Here is a 15,388-nt window from a genome sequence, read left to right on the forward strand (position 1 = left end):
TTAACATAATCACCATCCAGTTTTGTTAAAACTGAATGATACCAAGTGGATCAATTTTCAATTGGTGTTAGTGGATCATTTTTGCACTGGTGGTGACATGTAAAAACTATATCGAATATAACTGCCTTTATTGTTTTTAATGTAGAATGCCTTTCATTGAAATAAATTAGTTTAGGTAGTTTTTTGAATTTACGACATATTTTAATATTGAGCTTCTCTTGTATAACGTTGTCTGTTCATGCTGACACGTTACCTGAACGCATCGCTCAATTTAAAAAGTCATTTATAAGTAGTGAAGCTATTGCTGTTTATGATATGAGAGTAATTCAGACCGATTATCCCTCAAATTTATTATCACCAGAAAGTATGCTTCCCCAAACCTCACATTATCCATTAAAGGATTTACAACAAGTTTATAAGATTGCCACGACATGCAAAGGTAAATACCCTCTTAGTCCATCAGTGACACAACCTCTAGTTTTCTCCCGTGCAATGTGTAAAGGTACAACCTTACCTTTGAAATGGTTTATTCGTTCAAACCTCATTCATCCTGGGGGGGGGACTTATGCGGCTCGTTACGTCGAGTTACATCCTGAGGAATATAAAGAATTAACACCGTTTATGCATGTGCAAGAGAGACAAAAAGCAGCTAATAATACATTATTAGGTCGATTACAATTAATGCCATATGATGCAGTTACGGCATTAATTGCTGGTTCAGAGACTATTTTGTCACATAATGAAATCTGGCTTCGGCGTGGAACTGAGTATCAAATTTATTCGAAAAAAACGCTAGAATCACACAGAAAAGGAGCTGATTTATCTGTCAGTTCTTTTGATTCTACAGAACATTGTTATGTCCGTAATGGTAATGTTTGCTGGGATAATAGAAACGAATCAGATACCCTTTTTTACAGCATATTTGCTTTAGGTATTGTTAATATCATTTTAATATGCAGTTGGGGCTACTCTCGTTGGTTAAGCAAGCGTAAAGACTTACGAAGTCGAATGTTAGTTTTACAAATTTTAACTCATGAATTAAGAACACCAATTGCTAGTCTTTCTCTTACTGTTGAAGGATTTCGACGGGAATTCGAACATTTACCAAATACAGTTTATAGTGAATTTAGGCGATTATGTGAAGATACTCGTAGACTCAGACAGTTAGCTGAAGCAAGTAAAGATTATCTACAATCTGATACTCAGATATTAGCGACAGAGTGGATACCTTCGGTTGGAGAGTGGCTTGAATATCGCTATGAAGAATCTGAGTTTAATATATCTATTGAATTAAATCAGGACTTAGCCGTCAAAGTAAATATTTACTGGTTAGGTACATGTGTGGATAATCTGGTACGTAATGCCTGTAAATATGGTATAGCTCCAGTGTTATTAAAAGCGACAACGCATAAACATAAATTAGTGCTTGAAGTTATTGATCAAGGACAATTAACAAAAAAAGATTGGGCAAAACTTCGAAAGCCATTTGTAAGTAAAAGTGGTTTAGGCCTAGGGTTAACGATCGTTGAATCAATGGTTGCCCGGATGGGAGGCAATATGAGCTTAAGTGGTCCACCGACGACATTTAAATTGGAGATTCCCTGTGAAACAGACACTGCTACTCGTTGAAGATGATCGCAACCTTGCTGACGGATTATTAGTTAGCCTGGAACAAGCGGGTTATGAATGTTTGCACGTTGAACGAGCTGCTGATGTAGCAGCTTTGTGGGATAAAGCAGATTTAGTCATTCTTGATAGACAATTACCTGATGGTGATTCAGTAACATTTTTAGCGGATTGGAAGCAAATTAAATCCGTACCTGTAATTCTTTTAACAGCTCTTGTCTCTGTTAAGGATAAAGTTTCAGGTTTAGATGCCGGAGCTAATGATTATTTAACTAAACCATTTGCAGAGGCTGAGTTATTTGCTCGTATTAGGGCTCAACTAAGAGTTCCAGAAGGTGAGGACGATGGCAGCAAAGTCATAGTTGGTGAGCTTTTAATTGATAAAACCACCCGTGAAGTTAAATTTGGTGAAGAGATTATAACAATGACTCGCACTGAGTTTGATTTACTGGTCTTTTTAGCTGCAAACTTGGGGCGTGTCTTTACGCGTGATGAGTTGCTTGATCATGTATGGGGTTATAATCACTTTCCAACGACTCGTACTGTTGATACTCACATATTACAACTTCGTCAGAAAATCCCGAGTATCAAGATTGAAACATTACGCGGTGTCGGTTATAAAATGAAAGCTTAATAACATGCTGAATATTAAGTCTACATTATTACTTCTTATTCCTTTGTTGCCTAACCATAGTTGGGCGGCAGTAGAGTGGTTTACAGAACAAAATTCAATTGTTAGGTCTCATGAAGCTTTGCTTGAGGGAGACTTAAAGCAAAGTTTTGATTCAATGGTTGAAGCATGGCAAAGCAACCCTGAATCATATGAAAAAGATCATCTAGATGGTTTATTACTTAAAAGCTTAGACATTGACTGTGGTCGAGGATTTAATCCTTCTGGTTATCCTAGTTGGCTAGATAAAATCACTATACAAAGGCGAGAAATCCAAAATGCTGGACGATTAAGTTATAGCCTAAATATTGATGTGCTAACGACACAAGACATTAATAAATTATCATTCATACGTTGGCCAAGTCGGTCTTTACTTACTCATGCAAAATTGACGAATGAAAAGGTAAAGGGTAAATATCATAATAATAGCCAGATCGATTTAAATACAGAAATAGAAAGTGGTCTATATAAAATTCAATTAGAGACAAAATCAGGGAAAAATTGGGAGCATTGGGTTATTTTAGCTACTCCTGATAATAGGCAGTCAGTAAGGTGGAGCTCTAAAGATAGTTGGATCATCGATAAAACGGCTTTACTCAATCGATATTGTCCATTGCCAGTTTTGGACGTTAATCTTTATGGAATACTCGATGGTGACTATAAAAAAATGTGGTCAAAAGAATATGAGTCCAATTATCCAAAGACTTTACCTGCATCCAACTTGCCTGCTAACCGTTATTTGTTAGGTGTATCAATGACACATAAACATTGGCAAGGCTTAATTTCAATCGAATATAAGCAAGTGATTAATAAAACTTACGATTTATCTAATTAAGGGTTAGTTATGTTTGATGACATACCAACATTAACACACAAAGAGCAACAAGAAGCTGTCGAAGAAATTCAAAAATTGATGGAGCAGGGTATTAGCACTGCGGAAGCAATTAAAATAATAGCGAGTAAGATCAGAGCGGACAAAAAATAAAAGTAGTGTTGTCCTTGTGCACTATAACTAAATTGCTATATAAAATAATAGGGGGCAGATCGCCCCCTATACTAATACTGATTTTCTTCAAACTCATCTAACCGTTGAGAATGCTTATCTCTATGTGCTTTTCGACGTGATTTACTCTTTTCGACTAACTCACCATCAAAGTCATCAAAATCTCTTTTTGCTTTTTTATCTAAAGCGCGGCTATCATTATTTAGCCATTTGTCCCAGTTGCTCATTTTGTTATCCAAACACGGTTATTATAAAAACAATTTTTATTAAGCCCAGTAAGATTATGAAAAAGCAATGTGACAGTAAAACGAATAATTTTTAAGGTTAAGATGAAAATTATTAATCGTCAGAAGTCGTTCTTAATTCAAAATTAATATCAATTAATTGCTGAATTACATCAGCTTTTTCATGACTATCATTCCAGCAAAGATACAATGATTGCTCCATAACAGGAGCATCTTCAATGATAAATAATCTTCCAGAATCAACAGTTTTTGAAATAACAGGCTCTGGTAAATAAGCCATTCCTTTATTCGATAATAAATAATTTAAAACAATTCTACTTGATGATGCATGGAGAATAGGCGTTTTCAGTAAACCATTTATCCTTGCGTGTTCAATAGAAAAACGAGTTCCCCAATCTAAGTAAGCAAGAGGAAGATCTTTTAGATCATCAAAACCTATTCCTTTTTCTGTTGTGACAAGCTTAAATTCAAAATTAGCAACTCGCTTTAGGCTAAAGCCCTCAACTTTAGGTGGATCACCCAGTAACGCTACATCAATACTTTTTTCCAATAATGCGCGTACAATATCTTGGCGACTAATGGATTCCAATCGGAATGCTGCTCCAGATAAATTATCATGCAGGTCATTAATCCAATCTGAGATACCACCTAACTCCCATACGCTCGATGACGCCCCAATAGCAATCTGTTCCATATAGTTCTCACTTAAGACTACATCTTGCCTAGCTCGTCCCCATGTCTGTAAAATTGATTCAGCGTAGGGGAGGAGTCTTTCTCCTGCAGGAGTTAAGTGAACATTACCTCGTTGACGAGAAAAAAGAGGACTGCCTAATTGGCTTTCTAATTGGCGAATGCGAAAGCTTACCGCTGATTGAGTTAGATATAAGCTCTCAGCAGCACGACCAAAATGACGAGTTTTACCTACTTCTAAAAAAGTACGTAATAGTTCAGTATCCATCAAAACCTCAAACAATTTAAAAAGATAACAACATTGTCTATTACTAGTAAGAATACCCTAATTTGATAAATTATTTTTATTAAATTGAACAAAATATTTTGTTGTACACAAACGCGATAAACACCTATTTTCGCTAAAACATGAGTAACAAGGTTAAAACGAAATGAGAAATCTTGGTAAATTTTTTGATAATAAACACTTTGCTAGAGGCTTTAGTCGTTCAGGTGAATTTACTATTAAAGAGGCACAGACCCTTGAAAATTATGGCCGTACAATGCAGGGGCTTTTTGAGGGAACAATTCAACCACAAGATGATGATGAGATTTTGTTTATCTCAGCTTTTAAGGAAGGTGGGGATATTATTGGTAACTCTTATTCAAACTGTTGGAAGAAATATCTAAACAAAACCCAACGTAAGCGTAGCTATACACTATGTAGTACTGTAAAAAATGCATCATCGTCGTATGATGACGATGATGGAGATAGTGACGACATACTAATAGATGACTAACTTTCATCACAAAACGAAAAGCCTACCACACAGTGGTGGGCTTTTTTTATTCCACTATAAAAGAAGAAATAATCACAGCGTAACTAACTGGATAATTGTGCCATTAGTATTTAATTGATACAAATCAATTGGTTGGATTCGATCCTTTGCGTAAAATTAAGCTTAGGACTAATGACTGGGTGATTTACCCACAATTTACTAACAATCTGTAACTTAACTACCAGATTGTAGTGTGGGTTTTCTTCTATTTTGTTATAAAATTTCAGGTGCAATCGTTACCTTTAATAATACTTATTGCACCACTCTTGGTGACACTGTAACTTAATTGTGTTTAATCTCAGAAATGGAGCGGTAAGGGTTAAAGTTTTTGGTAATATCGGGGCGAGGGAATAAAAAAGGAGCCTCAGAAAAGAGTACTCCGTAGATTTGTCTGCGATTAATAATTTATTTTGTTAGTGTTTCAATAGCGTTTGCTAATGCATCTACATCCGCACCATTAATCACGTAAGTATTATCGATAGTTGCCCCTTTACTTGGAATTACAACTAAAGCTGGAGTACCTTTAAAACCTAGCTGAGAAAATAATTGTAAATTTTTCTGGTATGCTTCTGTTGCTGCAAACTTCGATATTTCCATACCAGCTGATTTTGCTTGCTGATCTATAACAGCCTTAGTGAGTTTTCCTTCATTTAAACCTGTTGAATAAACCCCATTATGATAATCACCATATGCTTTTGAGCCTTTTTGATCAAAGATTGCTAACCCCATTTGAGCAGCATACTTTGATGGCTCCCAGCGATTACCGAAAATAGGGGTTTCTTTATAAATAAACTTAACGTTTGGGTATTTATTTTGCATCTGTTCAACGGCAGACGATATTTTAAAACAATATATACATTGGTAGTCAAAGAACTCAACTACATTTACCTTCGCATCTTTAGGACCAATAAATGGGGTTGAAAGATCATTCAATAACGCATCTTTATTTGCTAATACAGCTTCTTTCTGGTTACTTTCTTGTTGCTCTAACTGCTTTTGCTGCAATTTTTGGCTTGCTTGTATCAAAAATTCAGGATGGTCAATTAAGTATTGGGCTGCAATCTCACCAATTTTATCTTGTTGCTCAGGGGTGAAGTTGGCACTAGAAGCAAATGCAGGCATGGTTAATAGCACTAAAGGGAAAATGATTTTTTTCATATAGATCTTACCGTTGAACCTAGCTAAAAATATAGAATAGATTCTATAAGAACATACATGAACTATTAAGTTCAATAGAGTGTATTCATTTCATGATTTCCGCCTGCAATCCCATTTTAAAAAGTGACATTACAACTTTGTGCTTACATACTAAGTGCGCATTATGTATCTTATGTTAAATGATGAAGTGATTAATGGATGGAACGCTTCGACACCTTACTCCTTAGCTAGAAAAATATGTTAGCAATGAATCTACATTGCTAACATTAGTCTTTATTTACAATTTACAACTTCTGATTGTGGCAAAATACTTTTTACTTCGTATTCTCCATTTAAGTTTCTGTAAACTACGGCAACAAAGGCTGTATCTGACTCTTCTGTTGTGAAATTAATCTTATAGTTCATACCTGAAACAACCTGCTCAGTGGCGCTTTGAACTTCTTTCACTGTGTGTTTGCCTTCCATACTTGAAGCTGCAGCTATAGCAGCTTGCTTTAGCTCAGGGGTAATTTTAGCTTGTTGCCATCCGCCAGGTATTGATTGAGTGGCCTCGCATTTTTTCGAGACTTCTAAAGTTTGTTTATTTTGCTCAGGTTCTGAACTACACGCCATTAACACTAGAGCGCTTGCTGTTACTAAAAGTATTTTTTTATACATAATTTGATTCCATATTGAAAATTAGTACTGAATTATATTGAGGTTTGTTATCTATTTGGGATTATCTATGGTCCTCTATCTCAATGATCGATTCTTCGATAACATGAGCAATTTGCTTATCGTCCTCAGTTAGTCGTTTATTTTTCCAGCTTCCTCGGCTAAACCATGCAATTGAAATAAAAGCTATTGCAATATTAGTAATCGCAAATGACCACCAAATACCATGAGCACCTAAACCAGAATGTTTCGATAACACATATGCAATTGGGAATTGAATTACCCACTGGGAAATAAGGGATAATAACATGGTGTTGAGCATGTTCCCAGAAGCTCTAAATGCAGAAACTATACAAAGCTGAACACCAATAAAGCCCCATGTTAAACACATTATTCTTACAAAAGCTGCACCATTTTCGATAACTAGAGGGTCATTGGGAACAAAAAATGCAACTAGATAAGATGCAAAAAAATAAGCAATTACACCTATTATACTTAACCCAATAAAGCCCCAAATAGTTCCTAAAATAGCAATTTTGGATGCTCTTTCTATATTCTTTGCCCCGATATTTTGCCCAACAAGTGTTGAAACCGCCATTGATAAACCCATGGCTGGAATAGTGACGAATTGCAAAATATTAGAACCAACACCATAAGATGCAATGGTGACAGTACCAAAACTAGCGACAAGAAATGACATGATAATCAATCCTAAAGCTCTTGCCGACAACTCAACTGAACCTGGCGCTCCTAAGTAAAATGCTCGTTTTATATAGACATAATCAGGTATAAAACTGCGTAAATTTAATTGAATTCCATGTTTACCACGCATGAATATAGTGACGCCAACAATCGCCGCAATGGCCTGAGTCACAAGTGTTGCTAGTGCCGCACCTCTCACTCCAAGCCCTGGTAAGTCACCATAGCCAAAAATAAATAATGGGTCTAGAACGAAGTTCATTAAAACCGTAGCAAGCACTATATATAATGGTACTTTTACTTGCCCAATGCCTCTCATAATTGCTTGAAAAATAGCATAGGTAAAAACGAATATCACACCAATAAAAGATATATGCATAAATTGTAATGCATCATGATAGACGTCTTGTTCTACACCTAATAGTCTTAAAAAATAAGGTGATAAATAATAACCGGCTAAGCCTAAAACTACAGCGGTAAGAAACACCATGAGCATGGTTTGGGCCGCAACATGGTTTACCATTTCTTGATTTCCTGCCCCCATATATTGAGCAGATAATGTAGCGCCAGCCATGGCCAAGCCTGATCCTATAGCAATTACAAGAAATGTAACGGGCATACTAACAGATACGGCAGCAACTTGTGCTGCGCCTAAGCGGCCAACCCAAAATGCATCCGTTAATTGATAAGCTGATTGTAAGATCTGTCCAATTACAATGGGAATAGCCAAACTAATCAATGCTTTATTAATTGATCCTGTAAAGATGGTACTTTTATTTGTTTTCATTTATAACCTGTTTGTATTTATCGCTATGCTATTACATTAGCCGCCAACTAGTTTTACAGTATGGCCTTTTTTCTCTAAGTGGTTTTTTATTTTTTCGCGATTATCACCTTGAATTTCGATGGTGCCATCTTTTACACTGCCACCGCATCCACAAACTTTTTTTAGGTCCGCGGCTATTAACTTTAACTCCGAATCGTTACCGTCCAAACCCGAGATAATGCATACCCCTTTTCCTTTTCGTCCCTTAGTTTGTCGTTGAATACGAACAATACCATCACCTTTTGGTCTTTCATCAATCTCTTTTTCTTGTTTAATACGACCAATGTCTGTTGAATATACGAGTGACATAAATAACCTTTTAATATTTTTTGAGTTTTTATACTATCTAACTATAGATTAATTTAATAGTAATGAGATTTGGGATATGTTCGTGTATTTGTTATATTCAATTAAGTTATAGTGCACTAGGAGTTCTAACTTATGCGTAAAGTCATCCCTATAAACTCAAACATAGATGAACTAAAAAGTAGTCGGGATAAATTTTCTCTACATATTGAATACGACCAGTTAGATACTTTAACACACCAACAATATTCAAATAATTCTTTATTATCAATGCTAAATGACTGGAACCGGTTTAGTGCCTTTTGTCGCTCAAAGCATGTATCAGTTCTTCCTGCTTCCATCACAGCTATAAGATTATTCTTAGAGGCTGAAAGCAAAAAACGGAAATATGCAACATTACGCCGATACAGTTTAACGATTGGTCTGATACATCGGCTGCATTCCCTAGCGGATCCTACGAATCATAGACAAATTCATTTCACTCTTTCCGCATTACGCATTGAGAAAAAAGGAGATGCTACTCAAGCTATAGCTTTCACTCGTCAACATTTAATTCAATTAACTCATTTACTCGAGCATTCAGATTCAGTTAAGGATTTACGCGATCTCATTATCTACCACCTTATGTTTGAATGTGCATTAAAACGTGGTCAACTAAGAGCAATACAACGTAGTCATTTGATCTTACAAGATCATGAATCAAGCCATATTATGATAGGTGATACTCAATATACCTTGGACTCAACACTATCCACTCTTTTAGATAGATGGTTTTCAATTTTACCAAGTCATAATAATTATTTACTTAGTCGAATTGATAAGCATGGAAATCTCGGTGATCAACCGCTAGATGACTCTTCTATTTATCGTGTTTTTAGAAGAGCGAGTGATTTATTGAAACTACCACAAAGCTTGAATTTTTCAGGTCAATCAAGTCGGATTGGCGCCGCAAAAGACCTCTATTCCCAAGGATATAATTTAAAACAGATACAAGATTTTGGTCGCTGGATGAGTCCTGTCATGCCAGCGCAGTATTTAGAAAAGCATCAGTTATCCGAGTCTGGGCAACTTAAGTTTAAGCAAATAAAAAATTGGGATTGAGTGATTAATAAATCACGCAACCCCTACTTCGTACCTAATCTTGCACAATTATTATTGGGTAGCTCGACGAATCGCTTGTTCTAAGAAACCGAAAAAGACATGACCGTTATGCTCCATTAATTTTGGAAACATTGAAATTGGCGTCATTCCGGGAAAGGTATTGACTTCATTTAGGTAAATTTCATTATCTTCAGTAAGAAAGAAGTCAATTCTCGATAAATCTTTTAATTTCATATGAATAAAGACTTTACGCGAGTATTGATCAATTGCCTTTAATTGAGCCTCACTTAAATTCTTAGCTTCAAGCACCGTCGTTGAATGGCTATCTGCACTATATTTTTCATCATATGTATAAAATACGCCGTCAGGAGCAATTATTTCACCTGGAGGGGTAATAATTAATTGTCCTTCATACTGATAAGCTGCAACTTCCAACTCCCGAGGCTTAACTGATTTTTCGACTAAAACCTGATCAGAGTATTGGAAAGCACTTTGAATCGTCGCTGCCACCTCACCCCTTTCGGTTACACTGTAACACCCGACAGATGAGCCCTGCCTAGCGGCTTTAATAAATAGTTTTCCCCATAAATCAAAAGCTTGCTCAGCAATAAGAATTGATTCAGTAGAATTTTCTGTCAAATAACGATACGGAGTATTCGGTATATTTAAAGCATCGTACCATAATTTTGAAGTTATTTTATTAAAGCTATTAGAACTAGATTCCGCATTACAACCAAGGTACGGGATCTTCGCCATATCAAGCAGTGACTGAATATCTCCAGTTTCACCAGGAAAACCGTGAATACAAGGAACAACATAATCGATTTTGACTAATGCAAAATCATCGCCTTTTAGAGCCGCATGTGTAATATCAAGTTCAACCTGTTTAATAGTGGATGTTAAATTATCGTCTAACTGCCAACCATTATGTTTTGTGATTTCAACTTTTAACACATTGAAATCAGAGGTTAGTTTGAGCTGTTGCTCTAAATATCGGGCAGAAACTAGCGATACTTCATGTTCAGATGAACCGCCACCACATAAAAGTAATATATTTTTCATTATTAGTTCTGTTCTTCAGAAATATTTAGCCTCTTATCGTCTAGCTAAGATAGAGGCATTTACTATATAAAAAACACTTTCGCATTTAAGTCTTTATTACCAATTTATAGTTTAAGGTAATTTTTTAAGTGTTGGATACTGAGAATTTTGAATCGATTTTACACTTTTAACAAAGGGTTCCATCGCTTGTAAGTCAACAGAAAGACGTAAAACAGCATCTTTTGCTTCATCTTTTGTCTTAAAATCCCCAAATAATAAACTATGCCATTGCTTACCATTTATAGTTTTAACATTTTCCCATTTAGGTTGATTATCAGGCAGCTGGTCCGCCATTTTCAATACCCTGTCTTCAGCATTTAAAGCGGCAACTTGAACGACGTAGTTATTAGAGTCTGGTTGCTGAGCTGACTTATTTTTATCTTCTGGGTAAAATACTCGCACTGAAGATTCGCTGGTTGCTTGTTGGTTTTTTTCAGCGGCCGGGCTTAACTTAACCACTTTCTTGTTTGAGTCAGTGGAAGCTTCAATCATTGATGGTTCATCTTTTACATCCTGTTCCATTGGAGCAGCACTAGCATCAGTAATTGGTTGAGCAACTTCATCCGTTTTATAAGCCTCTTGGTAAGACTCTGTTTTGACTTCTGAATCATAATTGCTTGACGAACAGGCTGCCAACAACAGCGCGGAAAGAGAAATAATTGCTATCTTGTTCATAGTGACCACACATTCATTAAAATCTAGTTTCATCATGCCTCTAGCACCATTTAATATCAAGGAGTAAGCCATCAGAAACTTAAAAATTGCCAATATCCTGACGCAATAAAATTTCTTTGAATACAATTCAGGCAATATTCTATTACGGGGCTTTAATACAAACCTAGAATCACTCCTTTATTGATATTATTTTCATTAAGTCGCCGAATTATGGGTATAGATCACATACAAGCATTTGTCAGATAATACTTTTGTCTATTTTGATTATGATATCTATATTCAAGCCTTTTATCATCGTGGTAGATACTAATGCTCAATTTAGACAAATTATTAAAACCATCTTCCATTGCTGTAATTGGAGCTTCGCAACGCCCTTTCCGAGCAGGTTCGATCGTGATGAATAATTTACTTCAAGGAGGTTTTCATGGGGCAATAATGCCTGTCACACCAAAATATAAATCTGTCAGTGGTGTATTAGCATATCCAAATATCGAAGCATTACCTTTAATTCCAGATCTAGCAGTGATCTGCACAAATGCTAAACACAATAATCTAATCATTCAACAGTTAGCAGATAAAGGGACGGGTTCTGTCATTGTAATTTCCGCTGACATGTACCAAAGCATAAACTCTGATACAACATTAGATGAAGAATGTCTCGCAATTGCTCTGAAAGCTAACATGCGAATTCTGGGATCAAATAGTTTAGGCATTATTTTGCCTTGGATAAACTTAAATGCCTCCCTCTCTCCAGTCACTGCTTCTCGCGGAAACATTGCCTTTATTTCTCAGTCTGCTGCTGTATGTACCACTATTCTTGATTGGGCAAGTGACAAAAATATTGGTTTCTCCGCCTTCGTATCTTTAGGCAATGCTATTGATGTAGATTATGCCGAGCTTCTAGATACGTTATCTGTAGATAGTAAAACCTCAGCCATTCTTCTTTATGTAGATTCAATTAAAGATGCACGCAGCTTTATGTCAGCTGCACGAAGTGCCTCCCGTAATCGCCGAATATTAGTGCTAAAGAGTGGACGAAGTTATGCTGGCCAGCAGGCGGTTTTAGCTCATACCCGAGGCAAACAAACTTTAGATGTCATTTATGACTCTGCAATAAAACGCTCAGGAATGTTAAGAGTAAATAATACGCATGAGTTATTTGCAGCGCTAGAGACATTAACGCACTCTGTTCCGCTAAGAGGTGAGCGACTAGCTATTGTCACTAATGGTGGTGGACCTGCAATTATGGCTGTGGATGCATTAATCGATAGAGGCGGAAAATTAGCGCAATTGACCGATGATATACTGGAAAAATTAAATATCATGCTTCCTCAAAGTTGGTCACATAGTAATCCTATTGATTTAGTAGGAGATGCAGATAGTCAACGCTATATCGATGTCATGAATTGCTTATTCGATAGTAAGGACATTGATGCTATTTTAATTATGCATAGCCCTTCTGCTATTTCACATCCAACCAAAACCGCAGAAAAAGTTATTCAAACCATTAAAAATCATAAAAAAAGCAAACAATTTAATATTCTCACCAATTGGTCAGGAGAAGAAACAGCGAAAGAAGCTCGCCTCCTCTTCACTCAAGCTGGAATTCCAACATATCGAACACCAGAAGGTGCAATTGGTGCGTACATGCACTTAGTTGAGTATCGAAGAAACCAGAAGCAATTAATGGAAACGCCGCTCTCTGTTGAGCTTAGAAATCCTGAACAACTAGCTCGAGCAAAGCAATGGATTAAAGATAAGGTAACGAACGATAGAACTCATTTTGACTCTCACCATATAACAACTTTGATGCAATATTATGGCATTAACGTTCTTCCTACATGGCTTGCTTCAGATCCAAGTGAAGCTATTCATATCAGCGAACAAATAGGTTACCCCGTAACGGTTAAGGTGCGTTCTCCTGATATATTACATAAATCGCAAATTCAAGGCGTTATGCTTAATTTACGCAATGCAGAAGAAGTATCGAGTGCTGCATTAGCTATTTTAGATCGAGCAAAACAGGCTTACCCTTCCGCTTTAATTCAAGGGCTAACCATTCAAACGATGGTAAACCGAGCTGGTTCTCAAGAATTGCGCATAAAAATAGACAGTGATCCTGTATTTGGACCAGTCATTAAACTTGGACAAGGAGGATCTGAATGGGATGAAAATAATGATGCTTCAGTTGCACTTCTTCCCTTAAATATGGCGCTCTCACGCTATCTAATTATTAGAGCCATGCGAGTAGGAAAGCTAAGGTTAGAACAATTACCCACTCCTATAGATACCATTGCTTTATGCCGATTTCTCGTACGATTATCACAAATGGTCATTGATTGCCCAGAGATAATAAGTTTAGATTTACATCCTTTATTAGCATCAGGTGATGAATTTACTGTTCTTGATGCAAGATTAGAGTTGCAATCAAAAGAAGGCTGCCCGCGACAACGTTTAGCAATTAAACCTTACCCAGTAGAGCATGAAAAAATAATTAATTTGAAAAATAATGAGCCTTGTTTACTTCGCCCTATTTTACCCGAAGATGAAAGCCAGTTAGCCCAATTTATCACTCAAGTTTCTCGCGAAGACTTGTATAAACGATTTTTCTCCGATGTTGGGGAATTTAACCATGAAGCGTTGGCTAACTTGACTCAAATTGACTACGACCGAGAAATGGCCTTCGTTGCTATTCAAGTAGATAAAAATAAGCAAGAACATATTATCGGAGTTGCACGCGTGGTTGCCGATCCTCATAACTATGCGGCTGAATTCTCTATTTTGGTCCGTTCTGATTTAAAAGGTATAGGACTAGGTAAAATTTTATTAGCAAAGCTCGTTCACTATAGCAAAGAGAAAGGAACAAAAAAAATGGTGGGAATGACTATGCCATCAAATAAAGGGATGATCGGGCTCGCAAAACAAATGGGATTCAACACAGTGATTACCTTTGAAGACAATGTTGTTGATATGCAGCTAGAACTACAAGATCCCATTAATGAATCAAATAAATCAGATTAGCCGAACAGACTAGATGACTTCCATTCCTTTTTGATTTGTTGAATTGCCCATGTTTTTGCTTTACCCATTTTATTTCTTCGCCAAGCAATCACCACTTCAAATTTTTCTTCGTGAGTATTGTCGATTTTTTTTAACACACCACTTTCAATAAGTGGTAATGCAACATTTTTAGGTAAAGTGCCAATGCCAATACCTGCACATAAAGCTTCTAATTTTGCATTAAAATTATCAACGGTTAAACGTGGTTGATCATCTAATAGATTACGTGTTAATGCAGGAGAAGTTCTGGCGGTATCTGCAATAACAATAGCTCGATAATTTTTTTGTGCATCAGTATCAAAAGGTGATGAGCGTTTATGTACATGGTGATCATTGCTAGCCACCCATACCATCTCCATATAACCTAATGAATCAATTTTCACATCAATAGGTGGATGATCTAGCTTAGGGCAGATCAAAATATCAGCACGACCATAAGCCAAAGACTCCCAACATCCTGCTAATATTTCTTCTTGAAGTTTAATTCTTGTTTTAGCTACTCCTTCTATAGACATAACTAAAGGAAACAAACTCGATACAGGAATTAACCCATCGTAAGCAATCGTTAAATCTAATTCCCATCCATGAGCAAGAATATTTGCATCCGAAACTAATTCTTGCGCAGCTGCAATAATGGTACGCCCACGATCAAGTAATTGTCAACACCAGTTGAAATCTGATCCACTTTTTTAAAAATTCACCGTTTTAATATTGATCCACTTATTTGCTCAGCTATTGCTAATTTCTAATATTCCA

At 36.4% G+C, this 15,388-nt stretch carries 15 protein-coding genes and 1 pseudogene; 7 read left to right on the forward strand and 9 right to left on the reverse strand.

Features of this window, described 5'->3' with window-relative positions; translation table 11 throughout:
• Positions 1-183 precede the first annotated feature (183 nt).
• From vxrA to HC725_RS15995, 4 genes are read left to right on the forward strand one after another with little or no spacing between them, the layout of a single operon-like run.
• Positions 184-1,629 (forward strand): sensor histidine kinase VxrA, encoded by a 1,446-nt coding sequence (gene vxrA / locus HC725_RS15980; protein WP_238928551.1) that lies wholly within the window; start codon positions 184-186, stop codon positions 1,627-1,629.
• A complete protein-coding gene (gene vxrB, locus HC725_RS15985; RefSeq protein WP_190332862.1) occupies positions 1,604-2,260 on the forward strand; it encodes a response regulator transcription factor VxrB in 657 nt (218 codons plus the stop codon). The genes vxrA and vxrB overlap by 26 nt, the downstream gene beginning before the upstream one ends.
• A gap of 4 nt (positions 2,261-2,264) precedes the next feature.
• Positions 2,265-3,131 (forward strand): DUF2861 family protein, encoded by an 867-nt coding sequence (locus HC725_RS15990; protein ID WP_190332863.1) that lies wholly within the window; start codon positions 2,265-2,267, stop codon positions 3,129-3,131.
• Between the two features lie 9 nt (positions 3,132-3,140).
• The gene (locus tag HC725_RS15995) at positions 3,141-3,281 is read left to right on the forward strand and encodes a YoaH family protein (RefSeq protein WP_190332864.1); all 141 of its coding nucleotides are present in this window, start codon (positions 3,141-3,143) and stop codon (positions 3,279-3,281) included.
• 71 nt (positions 3,282-3,352) lie between these two features.
• Here the strand turns inward: HC725_RS15995 and HC725_RS16000 are convergent, their stop codons facing one another.
• On the reverse strand, positions 3,353-3,526 hold the full coding sequence (locus tag HC725_RS16000; RefSeq protein ID WP_190332865.1) for a hypothetical protein: 174 nt from the start codon (positions 3,524-3,526) through the stop codon (positions 3,353-3,355).
• 112 nt (positions 3,527-3,638) lie between these two features.
• Positions 3,639-4,502 carry an HTH-type transcriptional regulator HdfR gene (hdfR, locus tag HC725_RS16005; protein WP_190332866.1) on the reverse strand — a complete coding sequence of 288 codons (864 nt, stop codon included), beginning with the start codon at positions 4,500-4,502 and terminating at the stop codon, positions 3,639-3,641.
• 163 nt (positions 4,503-4,665) lie between these two features.
• On the opposite strand from hdfR, the gene maoP reads away from it, so the two are divergent.
• The gene (gene maoP, locus HC725_RS16010) at positions 4,666-5,013 is read left to right on the forward strand and encodes a DUF413 domain-containing protein (protein ID WP_190332867.1); all 348 of its coding nucleotides are present in this window, start codon (positions 4,666-4,668) and stop codon (positions 5,011-5,013) included.
• A gap of 444 nt (positions 5,014-5,457) precedes the next feature.
• Here the strand turns inward: maoP and HC725_RS16015 are convergent, their stop codons facing one another.
• The 4 genes from HC725_RS16015 to yciH all read right to left on the reverse strand — a co-directional run bounded on the left by HC725_RS16015 (position 5,458) and on the right by yciH (position 8,698).
• Positions 5,458-6,210, reverse strand: coding sequence for a DsbA family protein (locus tag HC725_RS16015; protein WP_190332868.1), 753 nt, complete (start codon positions 6,208-6,210; stop codon positions 5,458-5,460).
• A 273-nt stretch (positions 6,211-6,483) separates the two neighbouring features.
• Positions 6,484-6,867 (reverse strand): cystatin domain-containing protein, encoded by a 384-nt coding sequence (locus HC725_RS16020; protein ID WP_190332869.1) that lies wholly within the window; start codon positions 6,865-6,867, stop codon positions 6,484-6,486.
• 61 nt (positions 6,868-6,928) lie between these two features.
• Positions 6,929-8,350, reverse strand: a complete 1,422-nt coding sequence (locus HC725_RS16025) for an MATE family efflux transporter (RefSeq protein ID WP_190332870.1) — start codon at positions 8,348-8,350, stop codon at positions 6,929-6,931.
• A 36-nt stretch (positions 8,351-8,386) separates the two neighbouring features.
• Positions 8,387-8,698, reverse strand: coding sequence for a stress response translation initiation inhibitor YciH (gene yciH / locus HC725_RS16030; protein WP_190332871.1), 312 nt, complete (start codon positions 8,696-8,698; stop codon positions 8,387-8,389).
• A 132-nt stretch (positions 8,699-8,830) separates the two neighbouring features.
• Between yciH and HC725_RS16035 the strand changes: the two genes are divergently transcribed.
• Complete coding sequence (locus HC725_RS16035) at positions 8,831-9,796, forward strand: tyrosine-type recombinase/integrase (protein WP_190332872.1); 966 nt, start codon at positions 8,831-8,833, stop codon at positions 9,794-9,796.
• A gap of 51 nt (positions 9,797-9,847) precedes the next feature.
• Here HC725_RS16035 and HC725_RS16040 read toward each other — a convergent pair whose 3' ends face one another.
• Complete coding sequence (locus tag HC725_RS16040; RefSeq protein WP_190332873.1) at positions 9,848-10,858, reverse strand: D-alanine--D-alanine ligase; 1,011 nt, start codon at positions 10,856-10,858, stop codon at positions 9,848-9,850.
• A gap of 111 nt (positions 10,859-10,969) precedes the next feature.
• The gene (locus HC725_RS16045) at positions 10,970-11,608 is read right to left on the reverse strand and encodes an SPOR domain-containing protein (protein WP_190332874.1); all 639 of its coding nucleotides are present in this window, start codon (positions 11,606-11,608) and stop codon (positions 10,970-10,972) included.
• Positions 11,609-11,881: 273 nt separating this feature from the next.
• Between HC725_RS16045 and HC725_RS16050 the strand changes: the two genes are divergently transcribed.
• Positions 11,882-14,593 carry a bifunctional acetate--CoA ligase family protein/GNAT family N-acetyltransferase gene (locus tag HC725_RS16050; RefSeq protein WP_190332875.1) on the forward strand — a complete coding sequence of 904 codons (2,712 nt, stop codon included), beginning with the start codon at positions 11,882-11,884 and terminating at the stop codon, positions 14,591-14,593.
• Here HC725_RS16050 and HC725_RS16055 read toward each other — a convergent pair.
• A pseudogene (locus HC725_RS16055) lies at positions 14,590-15,288 on the reverse strand (LysR substrate-binding domain-containing protein); the annotation flags it as partial. The gene HC725_RS16050 and the pseudogene HC725_RS16055 overlap by 4 nt on opposite strands.
• Positions 15,289-15,388: the final 100 nt, after the last annotated feature.

This window comes from Vibrio sp. S17_S38 (assembly GCF_014694375.1).
In the GTDB taxonomy this organism is placed as follows: domain Bacteria; phylum Pseudomonadota; class Gammaproteobacteria; order Enterobacterales; family Vibrionaceae; genus Vibrio.